This is a genomic window from Streptomyces sp. NPDC107498 (genome assembly GCF_055582805.1).
In genome coordinates this window covers 185,921-206,442 of sequence record NZ_JBVJPE010000006.1, presented here as the reverse complement: position 1 = coordinate 206,442, position 20,522 = coordinate 185,921, and the positions used below count along the sequence as shown (strand labels likewise).

Annotated in this window: 21 protein-coding genes; 14 read left to right on the top strand and 7 right to left on the bottom strand. The window is 73.1% G+C overall.

The annotated features are described in order from the left end of the window. Positions 1 to 70 precede the first annotated feature (70 nt). The 3 genes from ACZ66Z_RS13515 to ACZ66Z_RS13505 all read left to right on the top strand — a co-directional run bounded on the left by ACZ66Z_RS13515 (position 71) and on the right by ACZ66Z_RS13505 (position 3,433). Positions 71 to 1,384: a sensor histidine kinase gene (locus ACZ66Z_RS13515; protein WP_469934112.1), complete on the top strand. Its 1,314-nt coding sequence runs from the start codon at positions 71 to 73 to the stop codon at positions 1,382 to 1,384. Continuing rightward, a complete protein-coding gene (locus tag ACZ66Z_RS13510; protein ID WP_469934111.1) occupies positions 1,381 to 2,043 on the top strand; it encodes a response regulator in 663 nt (220 codons plus the stop codon). The genes ACZ66Z_RS13515 and ACZ66Z_RS13510 overlap by 4 nt, the downstream gene beginning before the upstream one ends. 193 nt (positions 2,044 to 2,236) lie before the next feature. Next, positions 2,237 to 3,433: a cytochrome P450 gene (locus ACZ66Z_RS13505; RefSeq protein WP_469934110.1), complete on the top strand. Its 1,197-nt coding sequence runs from the start codon at positions 2,237 to 2,239 to the stop codon at positions 3,431 to 3,433. A gap of 39 nt (positions 3,434 to 3,472) precedes the next feature. Here ACZ66Z_RS13505 and ACZ66Z_RS13500 read toward each other — a convergent pair whose 3' ends face one another. Both ACZ66Z_RS13500 and ACZ66Z_RS13495 read right to left on the bottom strand, forming a co-directional pair. Further along, the gene (locus tag ACZ66Z_RS13500) at positions 3,473 to 4,783 is read right to left on the bottom strand and encodes a hypothetical protein (RefSeq protein WP_469934109.1); all 1,311 of its coding nucleotides are present in this window, start codon (positions 4,781 to 4,783) and stop codon (positions 3,473 to 3,475) included. Positions 4,784 to 4,873: 90 nt separating this feature from the next. Next, positions 4,874 to 5,677: a diacylglycerol kinase family protein gene (locus ACZ66Z_RS13495; RefSeq protein WP_469934108.1), complete on the bottom strand. Its 804-nt coding sequence runs from the start codon at positions 5,675 to 5,677 to the stop codon at positions 4,874 to 4,876. A gap of 143 nt (positions 5,678 to 5,820) precedes the next feature. On the opposite strand from ACZ66Z_RS13495, the gene ACZ66Z_RS13490 reads away from it, so the two are divergent. Continuing rightward, entirely contained in the window at positions 5,821 to 7,104 is a 1,284-nt protein-coding gene (locus tag ACZ66Z_RS13490) for an adenylosuccinate synthase (protein ID WP_469934107.1), read from the top strand. Positions 7,105 to 7,177: 73 nt separating this feature from the next. Here the strand turns inward: ACZ66Z_RS13490 and ACZ66Z_RS13485 are convergent, their stop codons facing one another. After that, a complete protein-coding gene (locus tag ACZ66Z_RS13485) occupies positions 7,178 to 8,008 on the bottom strand; it encodes an oxidoreductase (RefSeq protein WP_469934106.1) in 831 nt (276 codons plus the stop codon). A 102-nt stretch (positions 8,009 to 8,110) separates the two neighbouring features. Between ACZ66Z_RS13485 and ACZ66Z_RS13480 the strand changes: the two genes are divergently transcribed. Continuing rightward, positions 8,111 to 9,016: a LysR family transcriptional regulator gene (locus ACZ66Z_RS13480; protein ID WP_469934105.1), complete on the top strand. Its 906-nt coding sequence runs from the start codon at positions 8,111 to 8,113 to the stop codon at positions 9,014 to 9,016. 242 nt (positions 9,017 to 9,258) lie between these two features. On the opposite strand, the gene ACZ66Z_RS13475 is transcribed toward ACZ66Z_RS13480, so the two are convergent. After that, on the bottom strand, positions 9,259 to 10,785 hold the full coding sequence (locus ACZ66Z_RS13475) for a substrate-binding domain-containing protein (RefSeq protein WP_469934104.1): 1,527 nt from the start codon (positions 10,783 to 10,785) through the stop codon (positions 9,259 to 9,261). A gap of 172 nt (positions 10,786 to 10,957) precedes the next feature. Between ACZ66Z_RS13475 and ACZ66Z_RS13470 the strand changes: the two genes are divergently transcribed. The 3 genes from ACZ66Z_RS13470 to ACZ66Z_RS13460 all read left to right on the top strand — a co-directional run bounded on the left by ACZ66Z_RS13470 (position 10,958) and on the right by ACZ66Z_RS13460 (position 13,676). Further along, complete coding sequence (locus ACZ66Z_RS13470) at positions 10,958 to 11,908, top strand: NADP-dependent oxidoreductase (RefSeq protein WP_469934103.1); 951 nt, start codon at positions 10,958 to 10,960, stop codon at positions 11,906 to 11,908. 94 nt (positions 11,909 to 12,002) lie between these two features. Continuing rightward, positions 12,003 to 12,653 (top strand): FMN-dependent NADH-azoreductase, encoded by a 651-nt coding sequence (locus ACZ66Z_RS13465; protein ID WP_469934102.1) that lies wholly within the window; start codon positions 12,003 to 12,005, stop codon positions 12,651 to 12,653. 153 nt (positions 12,654 to 12,806) lie between these two features. Further along, a complete protein-coding gene (locus tag ACZ66Z_RS13460) occupies positions 12,807 to 13,676 on the top strand; it encodes a glycoside hydrolase family 19 protein (protein ID WP_469934267.1) in 870 nt (289 codons plus the stop codon). A 154-nt stretch (positions 13,677 to 13,830) separates the two neighbouring features. Here ACZ66Z_RS13460 and ACZ66Z_RS13455 read toward each other — a convergent pair whose 3' ends face one another. Next, positions 13,831 to 14,520, bottom strand: coding sequence for a hypothetical protein (locus ACZ66Z_RS13455; RefSeq protein ID WP_469934101.1), 690 nt, complete (start codon positions 14,518 to 14,520; stop codon positions 13,831 to 13,833). After that, positions 14,517 to 14,726, bottom strand: a complete 210-nt coding sequence (locus ACZ66Z_RS13450) for a hypothetical protein (RefSeq protein WP_469934100.1) — start codon at positions 14,724 to 14,726, stop codon at positions 14,517 to 14,519. The genes ACZ66Z_RS13455 and ACZ66Z_RS13450 overlap by 4 nt, the downstream gene beginning before the upstream one ends. A gap of 142 nt (positions 14,727 to 14,868) precedes the next feature. Here ACZ66Z_RS13450 and ACZ66Z_RS13445 point away from each other — a divergent pair, with 142 nt between their 5' ends. The 3 genes from ACZ66Z_RS13445 (at position 14,869) to ACZ66Z_RS13435 (ending at position 17,779) form a co-directional block, all read left to right on the top strand. Then, positions 14,869 to 16,230 carry an aminotransferase class III-fold pyridoxal phosphate-dependent enzyme gene (locus ACZ66Z_RS13445; protein ID WP_469934099.1) on the top strand — a complete coding sequence of 454 codons (1,362 nt, stop codon included), beginning with the start codon at positions 14,869 to 14,871 and terminating at the stop codon, positions 16,228 to 16,230. Positions 16,231 to 16,297: 67 nt separating this feature from the next. Then, positions 16,298 to 17,005: a GntR family transcriptional regulator gene (locus tag ACZ66Z_RS13440; RefSeq protein ID WP_469934098.1), complete on the top strand. Its 708-nt coding sequence runs from the start codon at positions 16,298 to 16,300 to the stop codon at positions 17,003 to 17,005. 123 nt (positions 17,006 to 17,128) lie between these two features. Further along, complete coding sequence (locus tag ACZ66Z_RS13435) at positions 17,129 to 17,779, top strand: hypothetical protein (protein ID WP_469934097.1); 651 nt, start codon at positions 17,129 to 17,131, stop codon at positions 17,777 to 17,779. Positions 17,780 to 17,806: 27 nt separating this feature from the next. On the opposite strand, the gene ACZ66Z_RS13430 is transcribed toward ACZ66Z_RS13435, so the two are convergent. Next, positions 17,807 to 18,511: an SLATT domain-containing protein gene (locus ACZ66Z_RS13430; protein ID WP_469934266.1), complete on the bottom strand. Its 705-nt coding sequence runs from the start codon at positions 18,509 to 18,511 to the stop codon at positions 17,807 to 17,809. Positions 18,512 to 18,771: 260 nt separating this feature from the next. On the opposite strand from ACZ66Z_RS13430, the gene ACZ66Z_RS13425 reads away from it, so the two are divergent. From ACZ66Z_RS13425 to ACZ66Z_RS13415, 3 genes are all read left to right on the top strand, one after another. Beyond that, positions 18,772 to 19,107 carry a YbaB/EbfC family nucleoid-associated protein gene (locus ACZ66Z_RS13425; protein ID WP_469934096.1) on the top strand — a complete coding sequence of 112 codons (336 nt, stop codon included), beginning with the start codon at positions 18,772 to 18,774 and terminating at the stop codon, positions 19,105 to 19,107. A 65-nt stretch (positions 19,108 to 19,172) separates the two neighbouring features. Beyond that, the gene (gene recR / locus ACZ66Z_RS13420) at positions 19,173 to 19,772 is read left to right on the top strand and encodes a recombination mediator RecR (protein ID WP_030747474.1); all 600 of its coding nucleotides are present in this window, start codon (positions 19,173 to 19,175) and stop codon (positions 19,770 to 19,772) included. A 47-nt stretch (positions 19,773 to 19,819) separates the two neighbouring features. Beyond that, on the top strand, positions 19,820 to 20,488 hold the full coding sequence (locus ACZ66Z_RS13415; protein WP_469934095.1) for a DUF5063 domain-containing protein: 669 nt from the start codon (positions 19,820 to 19,822) through the stop codon (positions 20,486 to 20,488). Positions 20,489 to 20,522 lie beyond the last annotated feature (34 nt).

Sequence of the window (20,522 nt, the reverse complement as noted above, 5' to 3'; positions counted from 1 at the left end):
TCAAGGGGGACCCGGAAGGATCCGCATCCAGCGGGACGACCGGGTTCCCCGCCCCCCGTACCGTTTCGGTGTGACCCAGACACAGTCCCCCGAGACGAGCCGCAGCCCCGAGTTCCGCCTGGTGCAGGTGGCGCTCGGCGGGCTGCGCCAGGAACTCTTCCACGACGCCTTCGCCTACCGGCCGCTCCCGCGCATGGACGTGAACAGCGGGCCGACGCGCTTCCTGCCGGAGCGGATACGGGGGTACGCCGGTCTGCTCCCGCACGCGGTCGTCGCGTTCTGCGCCGCGATCGTCTTCGCCATGGGGTACGACCTCATCTCCTACTCCTTCGGCCCGCTGGCGTTCGCGACCGCCCTCGCGCCGGCCGCGATCGTGCTGCTCACCCTGGTCCGGCCGGTCCTCGCCTTCTGGGCCTCGCTCGCGTCGGCCCCGTTCGTCGGGTACCTCGCCAGGTACGAGAGCGGCTGGCCCTGGGCGGCGAACTCGCTCGCCGCGCACCTGGTGGTCCTCGCCGTCGTCGCCGCCCGCACCCGGCCCCGTACGGCCGCGTGGATGTGGCTGATGACGGCGGGCTACTGCCTCTTCGCCGAGATGTTCCTCGGGATCGGGAGCAGCTCCGCCTCGGTGCCGCTGCTCTTCGTCGCGGCCCTCGTCCTGCTCACCGTCACCGTCTTCCAGGTCCGCCGCCAGGCGACCCGCGAGGTCACCGCCCAGCAGACCGCCACCGCGCAGGAGCGCTCGAAGCGGACCCTCCTGGAGGAGCGGACGACCATCGCGCGCGAGCTGCACGACGTCGTCGCCCACCACATGTCGGTGGTCGCCATCCAGGCGGAGGCCGCGCCGTACCGGGTGGAGAACCCGCCGCCGGAGCTGGAGCAGGCGTTCCTCACCATCCGGGAGAACGCCGTCGCCGCGCTGACCGAACTGCGCCGCATCCTCGGGGTCGTCCGGGCCGAGGACTACGAGGCGCCCGACGCGCCGCAGCCGACCCTCGGCGACCTGGACGCGCTCGTCGACAACGTCCGCGAGGCCGGGCTCGACGTGACGAAGACGGTGACCGGCGCGGTGCGCGAGCTGCCGCAGGGCGTGGAGCTCTCCGCGTACCGGATCGTCCAGGAGGCCCTGTCGAACGTGCTGCGGCACGCGCCGGGCGCGGCCGCGAAGGTCGAGGTCAGCTATGTCCTGGGCGGGCTGGGCCTGCGCATCGCCAACGGCCCCGCGCGCGGCCTGGTGAAGCCCTCGCCGGGCGCCGGGCACGGCATCACCGGCATGCGGGAGCGTGTGACGATGCTGGGCGGGGAGATGACGGCCGAGGCGACCGACGACGGTGGCTACGAGGTGACGGCCTTCGTGCCCGTGAGCCGCGAGGAGAGCGTGGAATGAGCATCAGGGTCCTGATCGTCGACGACCAGATGATGGTCCGCGAGGGCTTCTCCGTGCTGCTCGGCGCGATGCCGGACATCGAGGTCGTCGGCGAGGCGGTCAACGGCCGGGAGGCGATCGCGCAGGTCGCCGCCCTCCGGCCCGACGTGGTCCTCATGGACATCCGGATGCCCGAGCTGAACGGCATCGAGGCCACCCGCGAGATCGTCGCCGCCGACGCGGACGCGAAGGTGCTCGTCCTGACCACCTTCGACCTCGACGAGTACGTGTACCAGGCGCTGCGCGCCGGGGCCTCCGGCTTCCTCCTCAAGGACGCCTCGGCCCGGCAGCTCGCGGACGGCGTCCGGGTGGTCGCGGCCGGCGAGGCGCTGCTCGCGCCGACCGTCACCAAGCGGCTGATCACCGAGTTCGCGAAGGCGCCGGGCTCTCCGCGCCCGCCGGCGATGGCGCAGATCGGGGAGCTGACCGAGCGGGAGACGGAGGTCCTCGTCCTCATCGCGCAGGGCCTGTCGAACGCCGAGATCGCCGACCACCTCGTCGTGGCCGAGTCGACGATCAAGACGCACGTCAGCCGGATCCTGGTGAAGCTGGGCCTGCGCGACCGCACGCAGGCGGCGGTCTTCGCGTACGAGGCGGGACTGGTGCGGGTCGGCGGCTGAGGCGCCGGCACGGGGGGCGGGGCCGGGAGCCGGGGAGCGGGCCGGGGGCGGTGCCGGCTCCGGGGGGAGCCGGGAGCGTCCGGGGGTGGTCTGGGCTCCGGGGGAGCCGGGAGCGCGCGGGGGAGCCGGGAGCGCGCGGGGGAGTCGGGAGCGCGCGGGGGAGTCGGGGAGCGTCCGGGGGTAGCGTCCGGGCATGGACGCTGTTGACGCTGTGTACGACCCCTGGTCGGCGGAGTTCGTCGCCGACCCCTACCCCGCGTACGCCGAGCTGCGCGCCGCCGGCCGCGCCCACTGGCACGCGCCCACCCGCCAGTGGCTCGTCCCGCACCACGAGGACGTGTCGGCCCTCCTCCGGGACCGGCGGCTGGGCCGGACGTACACCCACCGCTTCACGCACGAGGAGTTCGGGCGGGAGGCGCCGGACGCCGCGCACGAGCCGTTCCACACGCTCAACGACCACGGGCTGCTCGATCTGGAGGGGGCCGACCACACCCGGATCCGGCGGCTGGTGTCGAAGGCGTTCACGCCGAGGACGGTGGAGGACCTGGCGCCGACGGTACGGGGCCTCGCCGCCGGTCTCGTCGGTGACCTGGTCGCGGCGGGCGGCGGTGACCTGCTGTCCGCCGTCGCCGAGCCGATGCCGGTCGCGGTGATCGCCGAGATGCTCGGCGTCCCGGCGGAGGACGAGGAGCGGGGGCGGCTGCGGCCCTGGTCGGCGGCGATCTGCGGGATGTTCGAGCCGAACCCCTCGGAGGAGACGGCCCGGCGGGCGGTCGAGGCCTCGGTGGAGTTCTCGGACTATCTGCGGGAGCTGATCGCGCGCCGTCGGAAGAGCCCGGGAAACGACCTGATCTCGTCCCTGATCGCGGTGGAGGGACTGACGGAACAGGAGATGATCTCCACCTGTGTCCTGCTCCTCGATGCGGGCCACGAGGCCACGGTGAACACCACGGTCAACGGCTGGTGGACGCTGCTCAGGGAGAGCGTCCGTCCGGATCCCGAAAAGTTGTCCACAGCTGTGGAAGAACTTCTGCGGTACGACACCCCGCTCCAGATGTTCGAGCGCTGGGTCCTCGACGACATCGAGCTCGGCGGCGTCACCCTCCCGCGCGGCTCCGAGGTCGCCCTCCTCTTCGGCTCCGCCAACCGCGACCCCGCCCGCTTCGGCCCCACCGCCGACGTCCTCGACCTCGAACGGGCCGACAACCCGCACGTCACCTTCGGCGCCGGTATCCACTACTGCCTCGGAGCCCCACTCGCCCGACTGGAACTGGCCGCCGTCTTCGGCGAGTTGCTGAGGCAGGCGCCGGGGATGCGGCTCGCGGCGGAGCCGGTGCGGAAGCCGGGGTACGTCATCCGGGGCTTCGAGGAGCTGCTCGTGGAGGTGTGACGCCCGGCCGCCGATGTCCCGGCGGCGCGGGCGGGCCGATCAGGACGCCCGGTTCTCCAGCGGCGGGGCGAGCCGCTCCACGAGCGCGGTGAACTCCGGCCGCCCGTCGGCCTCCCGGTACGGGCCCGCCGCCCACAGCGGGCGCCCCTCGATCCAGGGCGTGAGGAACGGCATGGGGCCGTCGGCGGTGAAGTCCCGTCGGCCGTGCAGCCAGGCGGTGCCGACGGGCAGGGCCGGCAGCCCGCGGCGCGGTTCCTTCGGCGGACCGGGGGGAATCAGCGGGAGCAGCCCCTCGGGCTGGACGCACGGGCCGCCGTGCATCGGGAACAGCACCAGGACGGGGCCGCCGCCGTGCGGGTCGTACAGCAGGACGTACCGGCGCGGAGTGGGCGGGGAGCAGGTCGCGGCCCGGGCCATCAGCCGCGCCGCGGGCCTGCCGAAGGTCACCATCCGGTAGCAGGAGTGCACGAGGACGCCCAGGACCAGGACGCCGACGGCGTACAGCTTCACGGCGTCGGCCTCCGGCGGCCCGGTCAGCGCGGCCGCGCCGACGGCCGCGCAGAACGCGAGCGCGACCAGCACCCGGGTCACCCCGGCGACCCTCCGCAGGCTCCGCACCCGCCACCAGGGCACCTCGCGCACGTCCGCCTCCGGGCGGAGCGGCCTGCCCGGGGGCGCGGCCTGCCGCCGGGCGTGCGCGGCGAGCACCGCGTACATCGGCCCGGCCGCGCGGGACAGCTCGTCGAGGCGTACGGAAAGGCCGTCCACGGGGACGTGCCCGGTGTCGTTCGCGGGATCCTGCGGCTGCCTCGGGGCCGCCCGGCGCATCAGGCCCTCCGCCTCCGCGCGCGCCACGATCCGGCGGCGCACGCGCGCGCCGCGCAGCGGCTTCGCCCAGACCGGAGGTCCGCCGCCGGGCGGGGCGAGGACCCCGCCGGCGCGCGGGTCGCCGCACCACCACAGGACGCCGTCCGGGCCCGGCCGCAGCAGCTCGAAGCGCTGCCGGGTCGCGATCACGGTCAGCGGCCACGCCTCGTCGCCGTCCGGGGAGCGCAGCACGACGCTCGTCGCGTACCGGCTGTGGCCGACCGCCACGGCGGGGTGCGCCGACCAGACGCCCGCGCCGAGGGCCCGCCGCATCCGCCGCGCGAGGACCAGCGAGCCGGTCCCGGCGCCCAGCGCGACGATCCCGAGCGCGAGGATCCAGGAGACCGGGGCGGGGGCCCCGGCGCTCCCGGCGACGGCGCCCAGGGCCAGCGTCGTGCCGCCCGCGCCGATCAGCCCTCCCGCTCTTCGCCGGTACCGCCCCAGCGCCCCCGCCGTCCCCTCGACGTCCAGCGCACACGTCATCGCACGTCCCCCGCCCCTCGGTCGCTCCGCGCCGACGCTAGGGCCTCGGGAGCGCGGCGCGCCAGCCGCGGTCCGAGGGGGCCGCCCGGCCTAGGGGGCGTCCGGGGGCAGGATCAGCCCCCACGCCCCCGCCCGGGCCGTCCACGTCCGCCGCCGCACCGGCCCCGTGACCCGGCCGTCCGCGCGGTAGCGGAAGTCGGGGCCCGAGACGGTGAGGGTGTGGGCGGTCGCGCGGCGCGGCGGGGCCGCCGAGGGGTGGACGGTCACCTCCGCCGTACCGCCCGCCGAGCGGACCGACAGGCCCTCCACCGGCGCGTCGACGTCGGCGAGCAGCACCCCGTCCGCCTCCACCCGCAGCCGGTGCGTGCGGACGGCGAGGGCCGAGGGGGCCGGCCGGACGAGGGTGCGGACGAGGGAGCGGCAGGTGCCCCAGACGGACGCGGCCGCCGGGACGAGATCGGGCAGGCCCGGAACCAGGAGGTCGCCGAGGACGACGCCGTCGCTGTCGTCGACGAGGAGGTCGAGGCGGCGCACGGCCCCGTGGAGGACCGCCCGCGCCGCCGCCGGCGTGGAGCGCGGCACGCCGAGCGCGTGGGCCACCTCCAGATCGTCCGGGGCGCCGATCGGGACGAGCGAGAGGGACCCCTCCGCGAGCTCCCGCTCGCGGTGCAGCAGGGACACCGTGCGGAGCAGCGCGCGGTCGTCGCCGAGGACGACGGGGCGCCGGGAGCCGCGCCTGGCCAGGGCCCGGCAGAATTCCTCGGGGCCGTCCGGCAGGCAGATCTTCGTCTCCGCGCCCGCGGACAGCACGTCTTTCGCGATCCGTACGGACTCGCCGTCATTTCGGCGGGCGACCGGGTCGACGATGACCAGCAGCTGGTCGTGATCCGACACCTCGGTCCTTCCTCGGGTAGCATCTTTGTGCAAGAGCCCCTTGCGCTATTGCGCCAGGGGCTTCGTCTATTCCGGGGCACACCGGTGAGGCGGCGTACGCCCCCTGACCTTGGACATGCCCCACCCGGAAGGGGTGTACGCCTGTGCCCGCACTTGTGCTGCTCGGTGCTCAGTGGGGTGACGAGGGCAAGGGAAAGGCCACCGACCTGCTCGGTGGATCCGTGGACTACGTGGTGCGTTACCAGGGCGGCAACAATGCCGGCCACACGGTCGTCGTGGGCGACCAGAAGTACGCGTTGCATCTCCTCCCTTCCGGAATCCTCTCCCCGGGGTGCACCCCGGTGATCGGGAACGGTGTCGTCGTCGACCCGGCGGTCCTGCTCTCCGAGCTGAGCGGACTGAACGAGCGCGGCGTCGACACGTCGAAGCTCCTGATCAGCGGCAACGCCCACCTGATCACCCCGTACAACGTCACCCTCGACAAGGTGACGGAACGGTTCCTCGGCAAGCGCAAGATCGGTACGACGGGTCGGGGCATCGGCCCGACCTACGCCGACAAGATCAACCGCGTCGGCATCCGGGTCCAGGACCTGTACGACGAGTCGATCCTCACCCAGAAGGTCGAAGCGGCCCTGGAGGGGAAGAACCAGCTCCTCGCCAAGCTGTACAACCGCCGCGCGATCGAGGCGGAGCAGATCGTCGAGGAGATGCTCCAGTACGCGGAGCAGATCAAGCCGTTCGTCGCGGACACCACGCTGATCCTCAACAAGGCGCTCGACGAGGACAAGGTCGTGCTCTTCGAGGGCGGCCAGGGCACGCTCCTGGACGTCGACCACGGCACGTACCCCTTCGTCACCTCCTCGAACCCGACCGCGGGCGGCGCCTGCACGGGCGCGGGCGTGGGTCCGACGAAGATCTCCCGGGTCATCGGCATCCTCAAGGCGTACACGACCCGCGTCGGCGCCGGCCCGTTCCCGACGGAGCTGTTCGACGAGGACGGCGAGGCGCTGCGGCGCATCGGCGGCGAGCGCGGCGTCACCACCGGCCGTGACCGCCGCTGCGGCTGGTTCGACGCGGTCATCGCCCGGTACGCGACCCGGGTCAACGGCCTGACGGACTTCTTCCTTACCAAGCTCGACGTGCTGACGGGCTGGGAGCAGATCCCGGTCTGCGTCGCGTACGAGATCGACGGCAAGCGCGTCGAGGAGCTGCCCTACTCGCAGACCGACTTCCACCACGCGAAGCCGGTCTACGAGATGCTGCCGGGCTGGTCCGAGGACATCACGAAGGCCAAGACCTTCGCGGACCTGCCGAAGAACGCGCAGGCGTACGTGAAGGCGCTGGAGGAGATGTCGGGCGCCCCGATCTCCGCGATCGGCGTGGGCCCCGGCCGCACGGAGACGATCGAGATCAACTCCTTCCTGTAGGAAGCGGCGCGCGGAAGGGCCCGCACCCCGGTGAACGGGGTGCGGGCCCTTCCGCGTCTCCTTCCGCGTCTCCCTACGCGTCCAGCTTCGTGTCGCGGCCGACCTTCTCCCACGTCGTGAGCTCCGAGCGGACCTGTTCCAGGTGCGTGAGGATCGTGTCGATCGAGTCGTCGCCGAGGGCGAGGCGGAGGGGGGTCTCGTCGGACGCGAGGGCCGTGAGGACCGCCGCCGCGGCCTTCGCCGGGTCGCCGGCCTGGGTGCCGCCGCCGGTCTCGACGTACGCGCGCGTGGCGCCGACCGTGTCCGCGTAGTCGGCGATGCCCTCGCCGCTCAGGCTGTGGTTGCCGAAGAGGCCGGTGCGGAAGGCGCCCGGCTCGACGACGAGGACCTTGATGCCGAGCGGTCCGACCTCGGCGGCGAGCGCCTCCGACAGGCCCTCCAGGGCGAACTTGGTCGCGCTGTACGCCCCGAAACCGGCCATCGACATCTGGCCGCCGACGCTGCTGATCTGCACGATCGCGCCCGAGCGGCGGGCCCGCATGGAGGGCAGGACGGCGCGGGTGAGGGCGGCGGGGCCGAAGACGTGCACGTCGAAGAGGGAGCGGAGCTCCTCGTCGGAGGTCTCCTCGACGGAGCCGACGTGGGTGCGGCCCGCGTTGTTGACGAGGACGTCGACGCGGCCGTGGCGCTCGACGAGCTCGGCGACGACCCGGTCGACCGCCGCCGCGTCGGTGACGTCCAGGGCGACCGGGTCGACCTGGTCGGGGTGGGCGGCGACCAGGTCGTCCAGGGTCTCGGTGCGGCGGGCCGCGGCGACGACGACGTCGCCGGCGGCGATCGCGGCCTCGGCGAAGGCGCGCCCGAAGCCGCTGTTGGCGCCGGTGATCAGCCAGACCTTGCTCATGTTCCTGCTCCCCCTCGTGGGTGCCCGCCGGGCGGCGGCTCGCTGTCCCGACAAGCTTGGGACGGTGGGACGTTGTCCGTCCAAGATCCGGCGTGATAGCCCATGGGCATGGATGTGCACGGGCGGGATCTGCGGTACTTCCTCGCGGTCGCCGAGGAGCTCCACTTCACGCGGGCCGCCGAGCGGCTGTACGTCTCGCAGCCCGCGCTCAGCAAACAGATACGCGCCCTGGAGCGGCAGCTCGGCGCGCCGCTCTTCGACCGCGGCCGGCGGGGCGTGGCCCTCACCCCCGCCGGCACGGCCCTGCTGCCGCACGCGCGGGCCGTGCTCGACGCGTGGGAGGAGGGCCGGGAGGCGTTACGGCGGGTCCGGGCGGTCGCCGACGGCACCCTGGTCGTCGGCATGAGCACCAGCCCCGGCCGCGGCGGGCTGCTGCCCGCGATCCGGTCCCGGTTCACCGAGGCGCGCCCGGAGGCCCGGCTCAGACTGCGCCAGGTGGGCTGGGAGGACCCGACGGCGGGCCTCGCGGACGGCACCAGCGACGTGGCCTTCGTGTGGCTGCCGCTGACCGGGGCGGACCGCTTCCACTGGGTCGTCGTCGCGACCGAGCCCCGGCTCGTCGCCCTGCCCGAGGCACATCCGCTGGCCGCCCGGGACGGCCTGGACTTCGCCGAGCTCCTCGACGAGCCCTTCCTCGCCCTTCCCGCCACCGGCCCCGAACTCCGCGACTACTGGCTGGCCCTGGACGCCCGGGACGGCCGCCCGCCGGTCGTCGGCGCCGAGATCGCCAGCGCGGACGAGGCGTACGAGGCGCTGGTCGACGGCCTCGGCGTCTGTCTGGTCGCCGTCGGGAACGCCCCGCTCCTCACCCGCGGCGGCGTCGTCACCCGCCCCGTCCGCGGCGTCACCCCGAGCCGCTTCGCCCTCGCCTGGCGCGCCGCCGACCCCCGCCCCCTGGTCCACGCCTACGCCCGCGCGGTCTCGGAGGTCGTCTCGGGCGGGGCCTGATCCGGCCTTCCGGACGCCGCCTGGTCCCGGACGAACTCGGCCGGTTCCCCGTCCGCCGTCATCCCGTACACCTGGAGCCGTTCCCCGCCCTGCCGACGGGTGATGCGGAGGTTGCCGGAGCCGTTCTCGGCGCAGTCCGGGTCCCCGTCGTCCGGGTCGCGGGTCTCCGGGCCGATGACGAGGAGGGAGCCCGCGCCGCCGACGACGGCGGTGGTCGCGATGCCAGACGGCGAGATCGGCGATCAGCCCTCTCCGCAGACCGCGAGCCCCTTCGGGGTCGCGCAGGGCAGGTGCCCGTGCGCGCTGATGACGTCCTGGCCGCGCCCCGACCGGAGGTACGTGAGGAAGCTGGAGGCCAGGGAGTCGGTCGCGGGCAGTCCCCGGGTGTAGGCGTACTCGACCTCCCGGTACGGGTAGCCGGATCCGCCCAGTTCCTCCACGAGGGGCCGCCGTCCGTCGACGGCCACCCGGTGCAGGCCCGCGCGCCCTTGGGTGGCGCGGAGTTCGGAGTAGCCGAGGGCCCCGGGGAGCGTGGCGACGGTGGCGAGGACCTGTTCGGTGGAGTCGAGTTCGCAGCGGATGACCTTCGACTCGGGGTCGTCGGAGGTCCGGCAGTCCTGGGAGGAGTTCGCGGGCTCGTTGCGGTCGAGGACCCGCCGCTGGAAGACCTGCCGGGTGCCGGAGTTGGCGTCCCGGCTGACGAGGAGGACGGGCCGGTCGACGCCGGGGACGAGCTGTCCCCAGTTGCGGATCTCGCCCCGGTAGACCCGGCGGACCTGGTCGAGGGTGAGGTCGTCGACGGGCGTCCCGTCGTTCACGACGAGGGTGAAGAGGGAGACGGCGACCGCGTTCTCCCGCAGTTCGGGGAAGCCGCCGGGCTTGCGCCCGTCGGAGAAGGCGATGACCGCGTCCCGCTCGGGGCCGGTCCGGGCGAGCTCCCGGATCCCGGCGGTCGAGCCGTGCACGTCCACGGTCACGGTGGAGCCCTCGCAGTCCTTCTCGTACTGCCGCGCCGCCTCCCGCAGGGCGGGGGCGAAGGCCGTCGAACCGGTCAGGGCGAGGGAGCCCCGGGCGCAGCCGATGGGCGGCGGGGTCCGCTCGCGGACGATGATCGCGGCCAGGGCCACGACGCAGGCGGTCAGGACGAGGGTGACGTTCCGGGCGGTCGGGCTGAACCTGGCCGGCTTCTCGTCGGGCGTGGTGCTCCGGTTGCGCCGGATCGTGCCGCCCTGGAGGCTTCCGTCGATCTTGACGTCCCGGTCGGCGACGCCGCCGGAGAGCTGGACGAGCAGCTTGAAGTACTGGCCGCGTTCGAGGGCCACCTTGGGCACGAGGACGGCGTTGCCGTCCCGGCCGAGCTTGGGGGCGCGCTCCAGGTCGTCCCGGACGGAGTCCCAGCCGGCCGGGACGGTGGCGACCACGCCCTGGACGGTCCGCTCGCCGAAGGTGATCTTCAGGCCGTGGGGGTCGGCGGAGGCGCCGTAGTCCTCGGGGCTGATGTCGAGCTCGCGGTCGTTCTCGATGCGCAGGAGGACGAGCGTGGAGCCGTTCGCGGGCGCGGCCATCCCCACGACCTGGCCCTCCCGGACGGTCATGACCTCGCTGTCCCGGTCTTCCTCCCGGTGGAGCGGGGTGTTGAGCTGCACGCGGTAGCCGAGCCGCTTGCGCTGCGGCGAGAACCGGTCGATCCAGACGACGGCGAGCGTGACCAGGACACCGACGAGGGCCGTTCCCACGGCGATGACGTTCTCTGCGGTAATCCACTCCATGGCCGGGACGGTACGTACGCCCGTGCGAGGGCGGGGGCGGCGTAGCGACCCGCCACCTGGACTTCGCCCTTCGTTCAGGGAGGACTGCTCGGGTGGACGGGCATGGGTTGCCGGGGGTCTGGAGCATGGGTGTAATGGGCCACGAGGGGGCCTTCCGTGTGAGGAGTACCCCATGCGCTCGATGCGTGTCGTCGAAGTGACCGCCTACGGAGGACCCGAGGTCCTCAGAATGGCCCGCCGGCCCGAGCCGGAGGCCGGGGCCGTCCCGGGCAGGGCGCGGGTGCGGCTGAAGGCGGCCGGAGTCAACCAGGCGGACCTGCGGATCCGCGCGGGCCGGTACTCCGACGCGGTCGGCGACCTCAGGCCCCCGTTCGTCCTGGGGACGGACTTCGCGGGCAGGCTCCTCGACCCCGTGGCCGGGATGGAGCCCGGCGCCCGGGTGGCCGGTTTCGTGCCGTGGTTCGAGATGCTGACGGGCGACGGCACGTACGCGGAGATCATCTGGGCCGACCCGGAGTGGCTGGCCCCGGTCCCGGACGACGTGGACTTCACCGTGGCCGCCTCCCTCCCGCTGGCCTCGGCCACCGCCCAGCAGGGCCTCGAACGGCTCCGGCTCCAGGAGGGGGCGACGCTGCTCGTGACCGGTGCGAGCGCGGTGGTGGGCCGCCTGGCGGTCCAGTACGCCCACGCCGCCGGACTGCGCGTGGTGGCCGTCGCCCACGAGGGCGACGGGCCCGAGCTGAGGGTCATCGGCGCGGACCACGTCGTCACGCGCGGCACCCCGGCGGACGTGGTCGCGAAGGTGATCGAGGGCGACCCGTACCGGGTGGACGCGGTCTTCGACGGGGCGCTCATCGGCGCCGAACTGCTCCCGGCGGTCAAGGACGGCGGCGTGTTCGCCGCGCTCGCTCCCGATCGGGTCCCGACCGCCGAGCGGGGCATCCGCGTGGAGACCGTACGGGCCAAGCCGGACGCCGCCCGGCTCGCGGAGAGCCTGCGGAAGGTGGCGGACCGGGAGCTGATCACCCGGGTGGCCGACGTCATGCCCCTGGAGGAGGTTGCGGAGGCGCACCGCAGGGCGGAGGAGGGGCACAGGCCGGGCCGGATGATCCTGATGATCTGAGGGTGATCCGGGTCACAGGGGCTGGACCTCAAGTTTGGTTGAGGAAGAAGGATCTCCCTCATCAGCCCCCGTGACTTCTCAGGAGACGATCCCCATGGCCACGCTGCTCCACATCGACACGTCCTTCAACGGCGCCGACTCCCACTCCCGCGCCGTCACCGCCGCCTTCCGCGAGGTCTGGGAGGCGGAGCACCCCGAGGGGACGGTGATCCACCGCGACCTCGCGGCGGAACCGATCCCCCACCTGGGGGCCGCCGCCTACCACGCCGGCGGCACCGCCCCCGCCGAGCAGTCGCCCGAGCAGCGCGCGGCCTTCGCCCTGCGCGCCGAACTGATCGAGGAGGCCGAGCGGGCGGACGTGATCCTGATCGGCGCCCCGATGTACAACTACACGATCCCCTCCACGCTGAAGGCCTGGATCGACCACGTCTTCCTCGTGGGCCGCACCTCGGTGACCGCGCACCCCTCGCTCGCCGGCAAGCGGGCGGTCGTCGTCGCCAGCCGCGGCGGCTCCTACCGCGAGGGCACGCCGATGCACGGCAACGACTACGTCGAGAGCTACCTGCGGATGGCCCTCGGCACCGGCTTCGGCCTGGACGTCAGCTTCATCGTCCCCGAGCTGACCCTCGCGCCCCACGTCCCGGCGATGGCCGACCTGATCCCGCTGCACGAGGCCTCCCGTGCGGAGTCCCTCGCGGCGGCGGCGTCCCTGGCGAAGGAACTGGCGGCGCAGCCGGCCGCGTAGGGGTCCCGTCCGTCCGAAGAAGGCGCTCCGGCACGGTCGGAGCGCCTTCTTTCCGGTCTAGACCTTGACAGGTTCAGACCAATCACGCTTCGCTGTGGCTTCCCACCCGGACCCCACCCGGAAGGAAGACGCATGCTGCGCAAGCTGGTCACCATGATCGCCGTGCTCTGTACGGCAGTTGGTCTCGCGGCACTCCTCCCCATGACCTCGGCGGGCGCCGCCCCCGCCTGTGCGGCCGCCTGGAACTCGTCCAGCGTCTACACGGGCGGCATGACCGCCGCGTACAACGGCCACAACTGGTACGCCAAGTGGTGGACCCAGAACGAGCGCCCCGGCTCCTCCGACGTCTGGCGCGACGAGGGCGCCTGCGGAACCGGCGGTGGCGGCACGGACCCGAACCCCTCCGGATTCGTCGTCTCCGAGGCCCAGTTCAACCAGATGTTCCCGAACCGGAACCCCTTCTACACGTACGCGGGGCTCACCGCCGCCCTCACGTCCTACCCCGGCTTCGCCACCACCGGCAGCGACACGGTGAAGAAGCAGGAGGCCGCGGCCTTCCTCGCGAACGTCTCCCACGAGACGGGCGGGCTCTACTACGTCGTCGAGCAGAACACGGCGAACTACCCGCACTACTGCGACACGACCCGGCCCTACGGCTGCCCGGCCGGCCAGGCCGCCTACTACGGGCGCGGACCCATCCAGCTCTCCTGGAACTTCAACTACAAGGCCGCCGGTGACGCCCTCGGCATCGACCTGCTCAACAACCCGTGGCGGGTCGAACAGGATCCGGCCGTCGCCATGCGGACGGGCCTCTGGTACTGGAACACCCAGAACGGCCCCGGCACGATGACCGCCCACAACGCGATGGTCAACGGCGCCGGCTTCGGCCAGACCATCTGGGCCATCAACGGCAGCCTGGAGTGCAACGGCCGCAACCCGGCCCAGGTCCAGAGCCGGGTCGCCAAGTACCAGCAGTTCACCCAGATCCTGGGTGTCCCCGCGGGGGCGAACCTCTCCTGCTGACGGCGACGGGGCCGGCCCGCACGACGCGGACCGGCCCCTCCCGCACGAAGAGCACGACGAACACGCGCCCCGGCGCGATCGCACCGACCGCCACCACGGCCCCGCCCGCGGCGACTTGACGCCGCCGGGGCGCGGTGACACCGCGTCCGCTCCTTCAGGCCCGCTTGACCAGCCAGGTGAAGGCCAGGCCCGGGGACAGGGCGGCGAGGAGGGCGAGAGGCCGGTCGAGGCCCGCCACCCCGAACTCCAGGGCCATCGGCAGGAGCAGGACCAGACCCGCGAGGAGGACGGCGAGCGCGGGCAGGTGGACCTCCGGCTCGAAGCGGCGCAGCCGGTGGAGGTCGTCGACGTCCATGTGGCCCGTCAGTCCCCCACCCACGATCAGGACCCACGGGCCGCCCCAGATCGCGAAGGCGATCAGGGCGAACAGCCGTCCGTCGCGGGCGCCGTCCTCGACGACGGGCACCGCCGGGTCGCGGGGCGCGAAGGACACCTCCACCTTCGTGCGGCCGGGCACGGGCGGCTCGAAGCGGGTGTGGAGACCGCGGACGGTGACCTCGCGCGGACCGGACTCGTAGGGGATCCGCAGGACGAGGTCGGTGGTGTAGGACGGGTCGCGGTCCTCGCCGCCCTCGCGGAGGACGGGATCGCCCGCGAGGCGGACCACGGGGACCTCGTACGCGCCGTACCCGACGCCCTCCAGGCGCTCGGTCTCCCTGCCGTACGCGCTGCCGTCGACGAAGATCGTCATGAACGCGGCGGCGGTGGCGAAGGAGACGCCGAAGCCGAGCACGTACCGCAGGACGCGGTTCGGTCGACGGGTCTCGCGGTACGGCTTGGTCAACGGGCCCCGGAAGGGCGCACCGGCCCGGTACGAGGCGCGACCCAGGCGGCGGCGAACAGCACGGCGAGTCCGGCGAGCGCCAGCGGCGCCACGAGCGGCGGGTACGGGGAGACCCCCCCGAGGGAGACGAGCACGGCCGCCCAGGCGCTGAGGACCATCCCCCAGCCGGTGGACGTCGTGGCGGCGCTGCGACCGGGCGTGTACATGTCGCGCAGCCTAGGCGGTGCCCACGCCGGAGCCCCAGGGGTGCCCGTCCCGCCCCACCCCGCAACGTGTCGGGTCCGTCGCGGTCTCGATGGACAAGATGGTGATGGCCCGTCCCACCTGCGGTTCCTTACCCTCGACCCCATGACCCCTCATGTCGAACCCGATCCCCAGGCCGGCGCGGCCGTCAAGGCCGCCGACCGCGCGCACGTCTTCCACTCCTGGTCCGCACAGGGACTGATCGACCCGCTCGCCGTCGCCGGCGCGGAGGGTTCGTACTTCTGGGACTACGACGGCAACCGCTACCTCGACTTCACCAGCGGCCTCGTCTACACGAACATCGGCTACCAGCACCCCAAGGTCGTCGCCGCGATCCAGGAGCAGGCCGGGAAGCTCGCGACCTTCGCGCCCGCCTTCGCCGTCGACGTCCGCTCCGAGGCCGCACGCCTCATCGCCGAGCGCACCCCGGGCGACCTGGACAAGATCTTCTTCACCAACGGCGGCGCCGAGGCCGTCGAGAACGCCGTCCGCATGGCCCGTCTGCACACGGGCCGCACGAAGGTGCTCTCCGCCTACCGCTCGTACCACGGCGCCACCTCCACCGCGATCAACCTGACCGGCGACCCGCGCCGCTGGGCCTCCGACAACGGCTCGGCCGGCGTCGTGCGCTTCTGGGCGCCGTTCCTCTACCGCTCGCCCTTCTACGCCACCACCGAGGCGGAGGAGAGCGCGCGGGCCCTCCAGCACCTGGAGGACACGATCGCCTTCGAGGGTCCGGCGACGATCGCCGCGATCATCCTGGAGACCGTGCCCGGCACCGCCGGCATCATGACCCCGCCGCCCGGCTACCTCGCCGGCGTCCGCGAGATCTGCGACAAGTACGGCATCGTCTTCGTCCTGGACGAGGTCATGGCCGGCTTCGGCCGCACCGGCAAGTGGTTCGCCGCCGAGCACTTCGACGTCGTCCCCGACCTGATGACCTTCGCCAAGGGCGTGAACTCCGGCTACGTGCCGCTCGGCGGCGTCGCCATCAACGCCGAGATCGCCGCCACCTTCGACAAGCGCCCCTACCCCGGCGGCCTGACCTACTCCGGTCACCCGCTGGCCTGCGCCGCCGCCGTCGCCACCATCGGGGTGATGGAGGACGAGAAGGTCGTCGAGCACGCCGCCCACATCGGCGAGAACGTCCTCGGCCCGGGCCTGCGCGAGCTCGCCGAGCGCCACCCGTCCGTCGGCGAGGTCCGCGGCACGGGCGTCTTCTGGGCGCTCGACCTCGTCAGGAACAAGGAGACCCGCGAACCGCTCGTCCCGTACAACGCGGCCGGCGAGGCCAACGCGCCGATGGCCGCCTTCGCCGCGGCGGCGAAGAAGCAGGGCCTGTGGCCCTTCGTGAACATGAACCGCACCCACGCCGTCCCCGCCTGCAACGTCTCCGAGGCCGAGGCCAAGGAGGGCCTGGCGGCCCTGGACGCGGCCCTCGCGGTCGCCGACGAGCACACCGCGTAACCGGACACGGGGAGGTCTCCTCCGTCTGGACTAGGGTGTCCGGAACCGGACGGAGGGGACCGACCACATGCCCGCGAGCGGAGCTGTCACGCGCAGCACCCTGCGACAGCAGATCGCGGACGCGCTCCGTGACGAAGTGCTCGCGGGCCGTCTCCAGCCGGGCGAGGAGTTCACCGTCAAGCAGATCGCCGAGCAGTACGGGGTCTCCGCGACGCCCGTCCGCGAAGCCCTCGTCGACCTCTGCGCCCAGGGCCTCCTCGACTCCGACCAGCACCGCGGCTTCCGCGTCCACCAGTACTCGATCGACGACTACCGGAGCATGGTCGAGGCCCGGATGCTCGTCGTCGACGGCATCTTCCGCCGCCACGCCCCCGCGACGACCCCGCAGCCCCCCGCCCCGGAGCCCGACCTCGGCATCGGCGTCGCGCTCGTCTCCGTACGCCGCCGGGGCGAGGCCGCCGCCCGCGCCGCCCGCGCCGGGGACCTCGACATCCTGATCGGCTACGACATCCGCTACTGGCGCGAGCTGGGCCGCCTCGTCTCCGCCAACGACCACATCGCCGACTTCCTGCACCGGCTCCGCGTCCAGGCCTGGGTCTTCTCGGTGCCCTACCTGCGCTCCGAGCGGGACGTCCTCGGCTGGCTGTGGAGCGGCCACGTGGACCTGGTCGACGCGATCACCCGCGGTGACGCGGAGGCGGCGGTCGGGCTCGTCCGGGCCTACAACGCCCACTCGCTGGAATGGGCCGACCGCCTGGAGGCACGGACCCGCTGAGGCCCTTCTGAGGCCCCTTCGGGTTGAGGCCGGGCATCCCGGGGCAGGTCATCGGCGGGTGGGCGTCGTCGGCCGGGCCGACTACCCTGGCCGTCCCTGCAACTGACGGAGAGCGAGCCTCCCTTGGCCTGTGACCTGTGGCTGGTCCCCCTCGTCGACGTGCTGTGCCACAGCCCCGACAACCCCTTCGCCGAAGAGATAGCCGCCTACGACGCCGTGCTGAGCGCCTCGGGCCTGCCGACCGTGCCCGTCTACGCGTACATGCCGGGGCTCTCCGGAGACGTCGCCCCGGTCGCCGGCTTCGACTACACGGCCCTGCACTTCCTCCGCCGCGCCTACCTGCTCCGGATGTGCGGGCTGCCGGTCGAGCCCGTCGACGAGCTCGGCGGGGACTACGAACAGCTCCTGGAGATGTTCGAGACGACCGCCCAGCAGTCCCACCTGGTCTGGCACTACGACCACGCGGGCGCGTACGTGCCGGTGGACTTCCCCGCGCCGCTCGCCAACGACGAGCTCCTCGAGGGCGGCGGCCCGCTCGGCTCCTCGTACGGGCTGCTGCGGGAGCTGGAGTTCGTGGCGCCCTCGATCGGCATCGACCCGGCGAACCCGCCCGCGGCCCCGCAGCCGCCGGAACGGCCCACCACGCTGGAGGAGCCGGCCGTGGCCGTTCCGTACGACGGCCACCCCTTCGCACGGGAGCGGCACGTCTGGCTGGGACTGCACGCGGCGGCGACCCGGAGCCTCGCCCAGGGCTCGATGATCATCCTGAGCTGAGGCCTCCTCCCGGCCCCCGGACCGCCCCTAGCGGGCCTCCGGGGGCCGCTGGCGCGGCATGTTCGGCCGGGTGCCCGGCGGCAGCGGGAAACGGCCCGGGGGGTGCGAGACCTCGGGCCGGGCCGGGGCCACGCCGACCGACTGGAGCGCCAGCGGCGCCGGACCCGAGCGGAACTCGACCATCCAGTCCGCGGTCTCCGCCCGTACCAGCTCCGTCACGTCCTCCGAGAAGCGGCGCAGCACGCCGAGGCAGCGCTCGGCCGCCTCGCTCGCCGTGCCCTCCGTGGGCCCCAGGACCTCCCGGACGCTCTCCGAGGCCCAGTCGAACTGGAGCGCCTGGAGACGGCGCTGCACGGCCTGTGCCGTCGCCACGTCCCTCATCCAGCCGGACGTCAGCCCGAAGTACCGGTCGCAGACCGTGCAGGCGGCGCCGAGCAGCAGCGACAGATAGCCCCAGCCCGCGGCGCCCCCGGCGACCCCGGTCAGGTCGAGCAGCGGGAGCGCGGCGCCCGCGATCGCCCCCACGGCCGTGCCGATCCGCAGGATCCGGGCGGCCCGGCGCTTGCGGACGCGGTCGGAGAGGTACCACTCGACGGTGCGCAGGGCGTTGTTCTCGACCCAGCGGTACAGCTCGTCGAGCCGTTCGGCCGGCTCGCCCCAGTCGCCCAGGGGGAAGGGCGTACCGGTCAGATCGCGGTGGACGTCTCCCCCGGGGGGTCCCGGTGGCTGCATCTCCGGCTGCTGGCTCACCGGGGGACTCCTCTGTTCAGCTCAGTGCTCATGTCCTTCTGTGACGTGCGGTGCACGTGGTGCCTGCCCTTCCTACCGCCGAATGGTGGGCGACGGGCCCGGAATCCCGGGATTTCCGCCCGCAAGAGGGTGTTGATCAGCTAGAGGAGCCCGCAGTTTCTCACTCGAAAGAGTTGCGTCGGCGGGCCGGTCCGCGACCACGTAGGCTCATTTCACAGAGTTCCGCGACAAGAGGAGTGACCGTGATCCCCGGTGGTGGCCAGCCCAACATGCAGCAGCTTCTCCAGCAGGCCCAGAAGATGCAGCAGGACCTCGCCCGGGCCCAGGAGGAGCTCGCGGCGACCCTGGTCGACGGGCAGGCGGGCGGCGGCCTGGTCAAGGCGACCGTCACCGGCGCCGGCGAGCTGCGCGGCCTGGAGATCGACCCCAAGGCGGTCGATCCCGAGGACACCGAGACGCTGGCCGATCTGATCGTCGCCGCCGTGCAGGCCGCCAACGACAACGCGCAGCAGCTCCAGCAGGCCAAGCTCGGTCCGCTCGCCCAGGGCATGGGCGGCATGCCGGGGCTCGGCTTCTGAGCCCTTCTAAGGCTCGCTTCCAGCCACTACCGTAAGAATCAAGCACTCCCGAGAGAGGCGTTCCGTTGTACGAAGGCGTGGTTCAGGACCTCATCGACGAACTGGGCAGGCTGCCCGGCGTCGGTCCCAAGAGCGCGCAGCGGATCGCCTTCCACGTCCTCCAGGCGGAGCCCACGGACGTCCGACGGCTCGCGCACGCGCTCCTGGAGGTCAAGGAGAAGGTCAGGTTCTGCGCGGTCTGCGGGAACGTGGCACAGCAGGAGCAGTGCAACATCTGCCGCGACCCGCGCCGCGACCTGACCGTCATCTGCGTGGTCGAGGAGCCCAAGGACGTCGTGGCGATCGAGCGGACGCGCGAGTTCCGCGGCCGGTACCACGTCCTCGGCGGGGCGATCAGCCCCATCGAGGGCGTCGGCCCGGACGACCTGCGCATCCGCGAGCTGCTCGCCCGGCTCGCGGACGGCACCGTCACCGAGCTGATCCTCGCGACCGACCCGAACCTGGAGGGCGAGGCCACCGCGACGTACCTGGCGCGGATGATCAAGCCCATGGGGCTCAAGGTGACCCGGCTCGCCAGCGGCCTTCCGGTCGGCGGCGACCTGGAGTACGCCGACGAGGTGACCCTCGGCCGTGCCTTCGAGGGGCGGAGGCTGCTAGATGTATGACGACAGGGCCGGTGCGCGCTCCGGCGCGCTCTCAGGGAGGCTGCTCGATGTCTGATCCCACACTGCACTCCGTCACGCAGGACCCGGACGACTTCGCGGTCCAGATCGCCGACTCGATCGAGAGCTTCATCGTCGCGACGACCGAGGTCGCCAAGGGCGACGAGCCGGACAGCGCGGTGCCCTTCCTGCTCCTGGAGATCTCCCAGCTGCTCCTGGCGGGCGGCCGTCTCGGCGCGCACGAGGACATCGTCCCGGACGAGCGGTACGAGCCGGACACGGGCCCCGAGCCGGACGTCGACGACCTGCGCGAGCGGTTCGCGGTGATGCTGGAGCCGGTCGACGTCTTCTCCGAGGTCTTCGACCCGTACGAGCCGCGCAAGGCCCCGGTGCCGGCCCGGATCTCCGACAACCTCGCCGACATCGTCACCGACCTGCGCCACGGGCTCGCCCACTACCGTGCGGGCCGCACCAGCGAGGCGCTGTGGTGGTGGCAGTTCTCGTACTTCTCCAACTGGGGCCCGACCGCCTCGGCCACCCTCCGCGCCCTCCAGTCCCTCGTCTCCCACGTCCGCCTCGACCAGCCCCTCGCGGAGCTCGACGGACTCGACACGGACGAGGACCTCACCGAGGACGACCTCGCGGAGGAGGCGGGCCGCGTGATGCTGGAGGAGATCGCGACCCCGCTGGGCCTGCGGATCCGATCCCTCCGGAAGTAGTGCCCGGCCCTGCCGGGGCCGTCGGACCGCCTCG

Excerpts from the sequence above, each read along its gene's own strand:
- ACZ66Z_RS13440 (WP_469934098.1), top strand. The coding sequence starts at position 16,298 with ATGCCCGCGAGCGGAGCTGTCACGCGCAGCACCCTGCGACAGCAGATC.
- ACZ66Z_RS13430 (WP_469934266.1), bottom strand. The coding sequence starts at position 18,511 with ATGCAGCCACCGGGACCCCCCGGGGGAGACGTCCACCGCGATCTGACC.
- ACZ66Z_RS13485 (WP_469934106.1), bottom strand. The coding sequence starts at position 8,008 with ATGAGCAAGGTCTGGCTGATCACCGGCGCCAACAGCGGCTTCGGGCGC.
- ACZ66Z_RS13480 (WP_469934105.1), top strand. The coding sequence starts at position 8,111 with ATGGGCATGGATGTGCACGGGCGGGATCTGCGGTACTTCCTCGCGGTC.
- ACZ66Z_RS13415 (WP_469934095.1), top strand. The coding sequence starts at position 19,820 with ATGTCTGATCCCACACTGCACTCCGTCACGCAGGACCCGGACGACTTC.
- ACZ66Z_RS13465 (WP_469934102.1), top strand. The coding sequence starts at position 12,003 with ATGGCCACGCTGCTCCACATCGACACGTCCTTCAACGGCGCCGACTCC.
- ACZ66Z_RS13505 (WP_469934110.1), top strand. The coding sequence starts at position 2,237 with ATGGACGCTGTTGACGCTGTGTACGACCCCTGGTCGGCGGAGTTCGTC.
- ACZ66Z_RS13475 (WP_469934104.1), bottom strand. The coding sequence starts at position 10,785 with ATGGAGTGGATTACCGCAGAGAACGTCATCGCCGTGGGAACGGCCCTC.
- ACZ66Z_RS13500 (WP_469934109.1), bottom strand. The coding sequence starts at position 4,783 with ATGACGTGTGCGCTGGACGTCGAGGGGACGGCGGGGGCGCTGGGGCGG.
- ACZ66Z_RS13445 (WP_469934099.1), top strand. The coding sequence starts at position 14,869 with ATGACCCCTCATGTCGAACCCGATCCCCAGGCCGGCGCGGCCGTCAAG.
- ACZ66Z_RS13450 (WP_469934100.1), bottom strand. The coding sequence starts at position 14,726 with ATGTACACGCCCGGTCGCAGCGCCGCCACGACGTCCACCGGCTGGGGG.
- ACZ66Z_RS13470 (WP_469934103.1), top strand. The coding sequence starts at position 10,958 with ATGCGCTCGATGCGTGTCGTCGAAGTGACCGCCTACGGAGGACCCGAG.
- ACZ66Z_RS13460 (WP_469934267.1), top strand. The coding sequence starts at position 12,807 with ATGATCGCCGTGCTCTGTACGGCAGTTGGTCTCGCGGCACTCCTCCCC.
- ACZ66Z_RS13510 (WP_469934111.1), top strand. The coding sequence starts at position 1,381 with ATGAGCATCAGGGTCCTGATCGTCGACGACCAGATGATGGTCCGCGAG.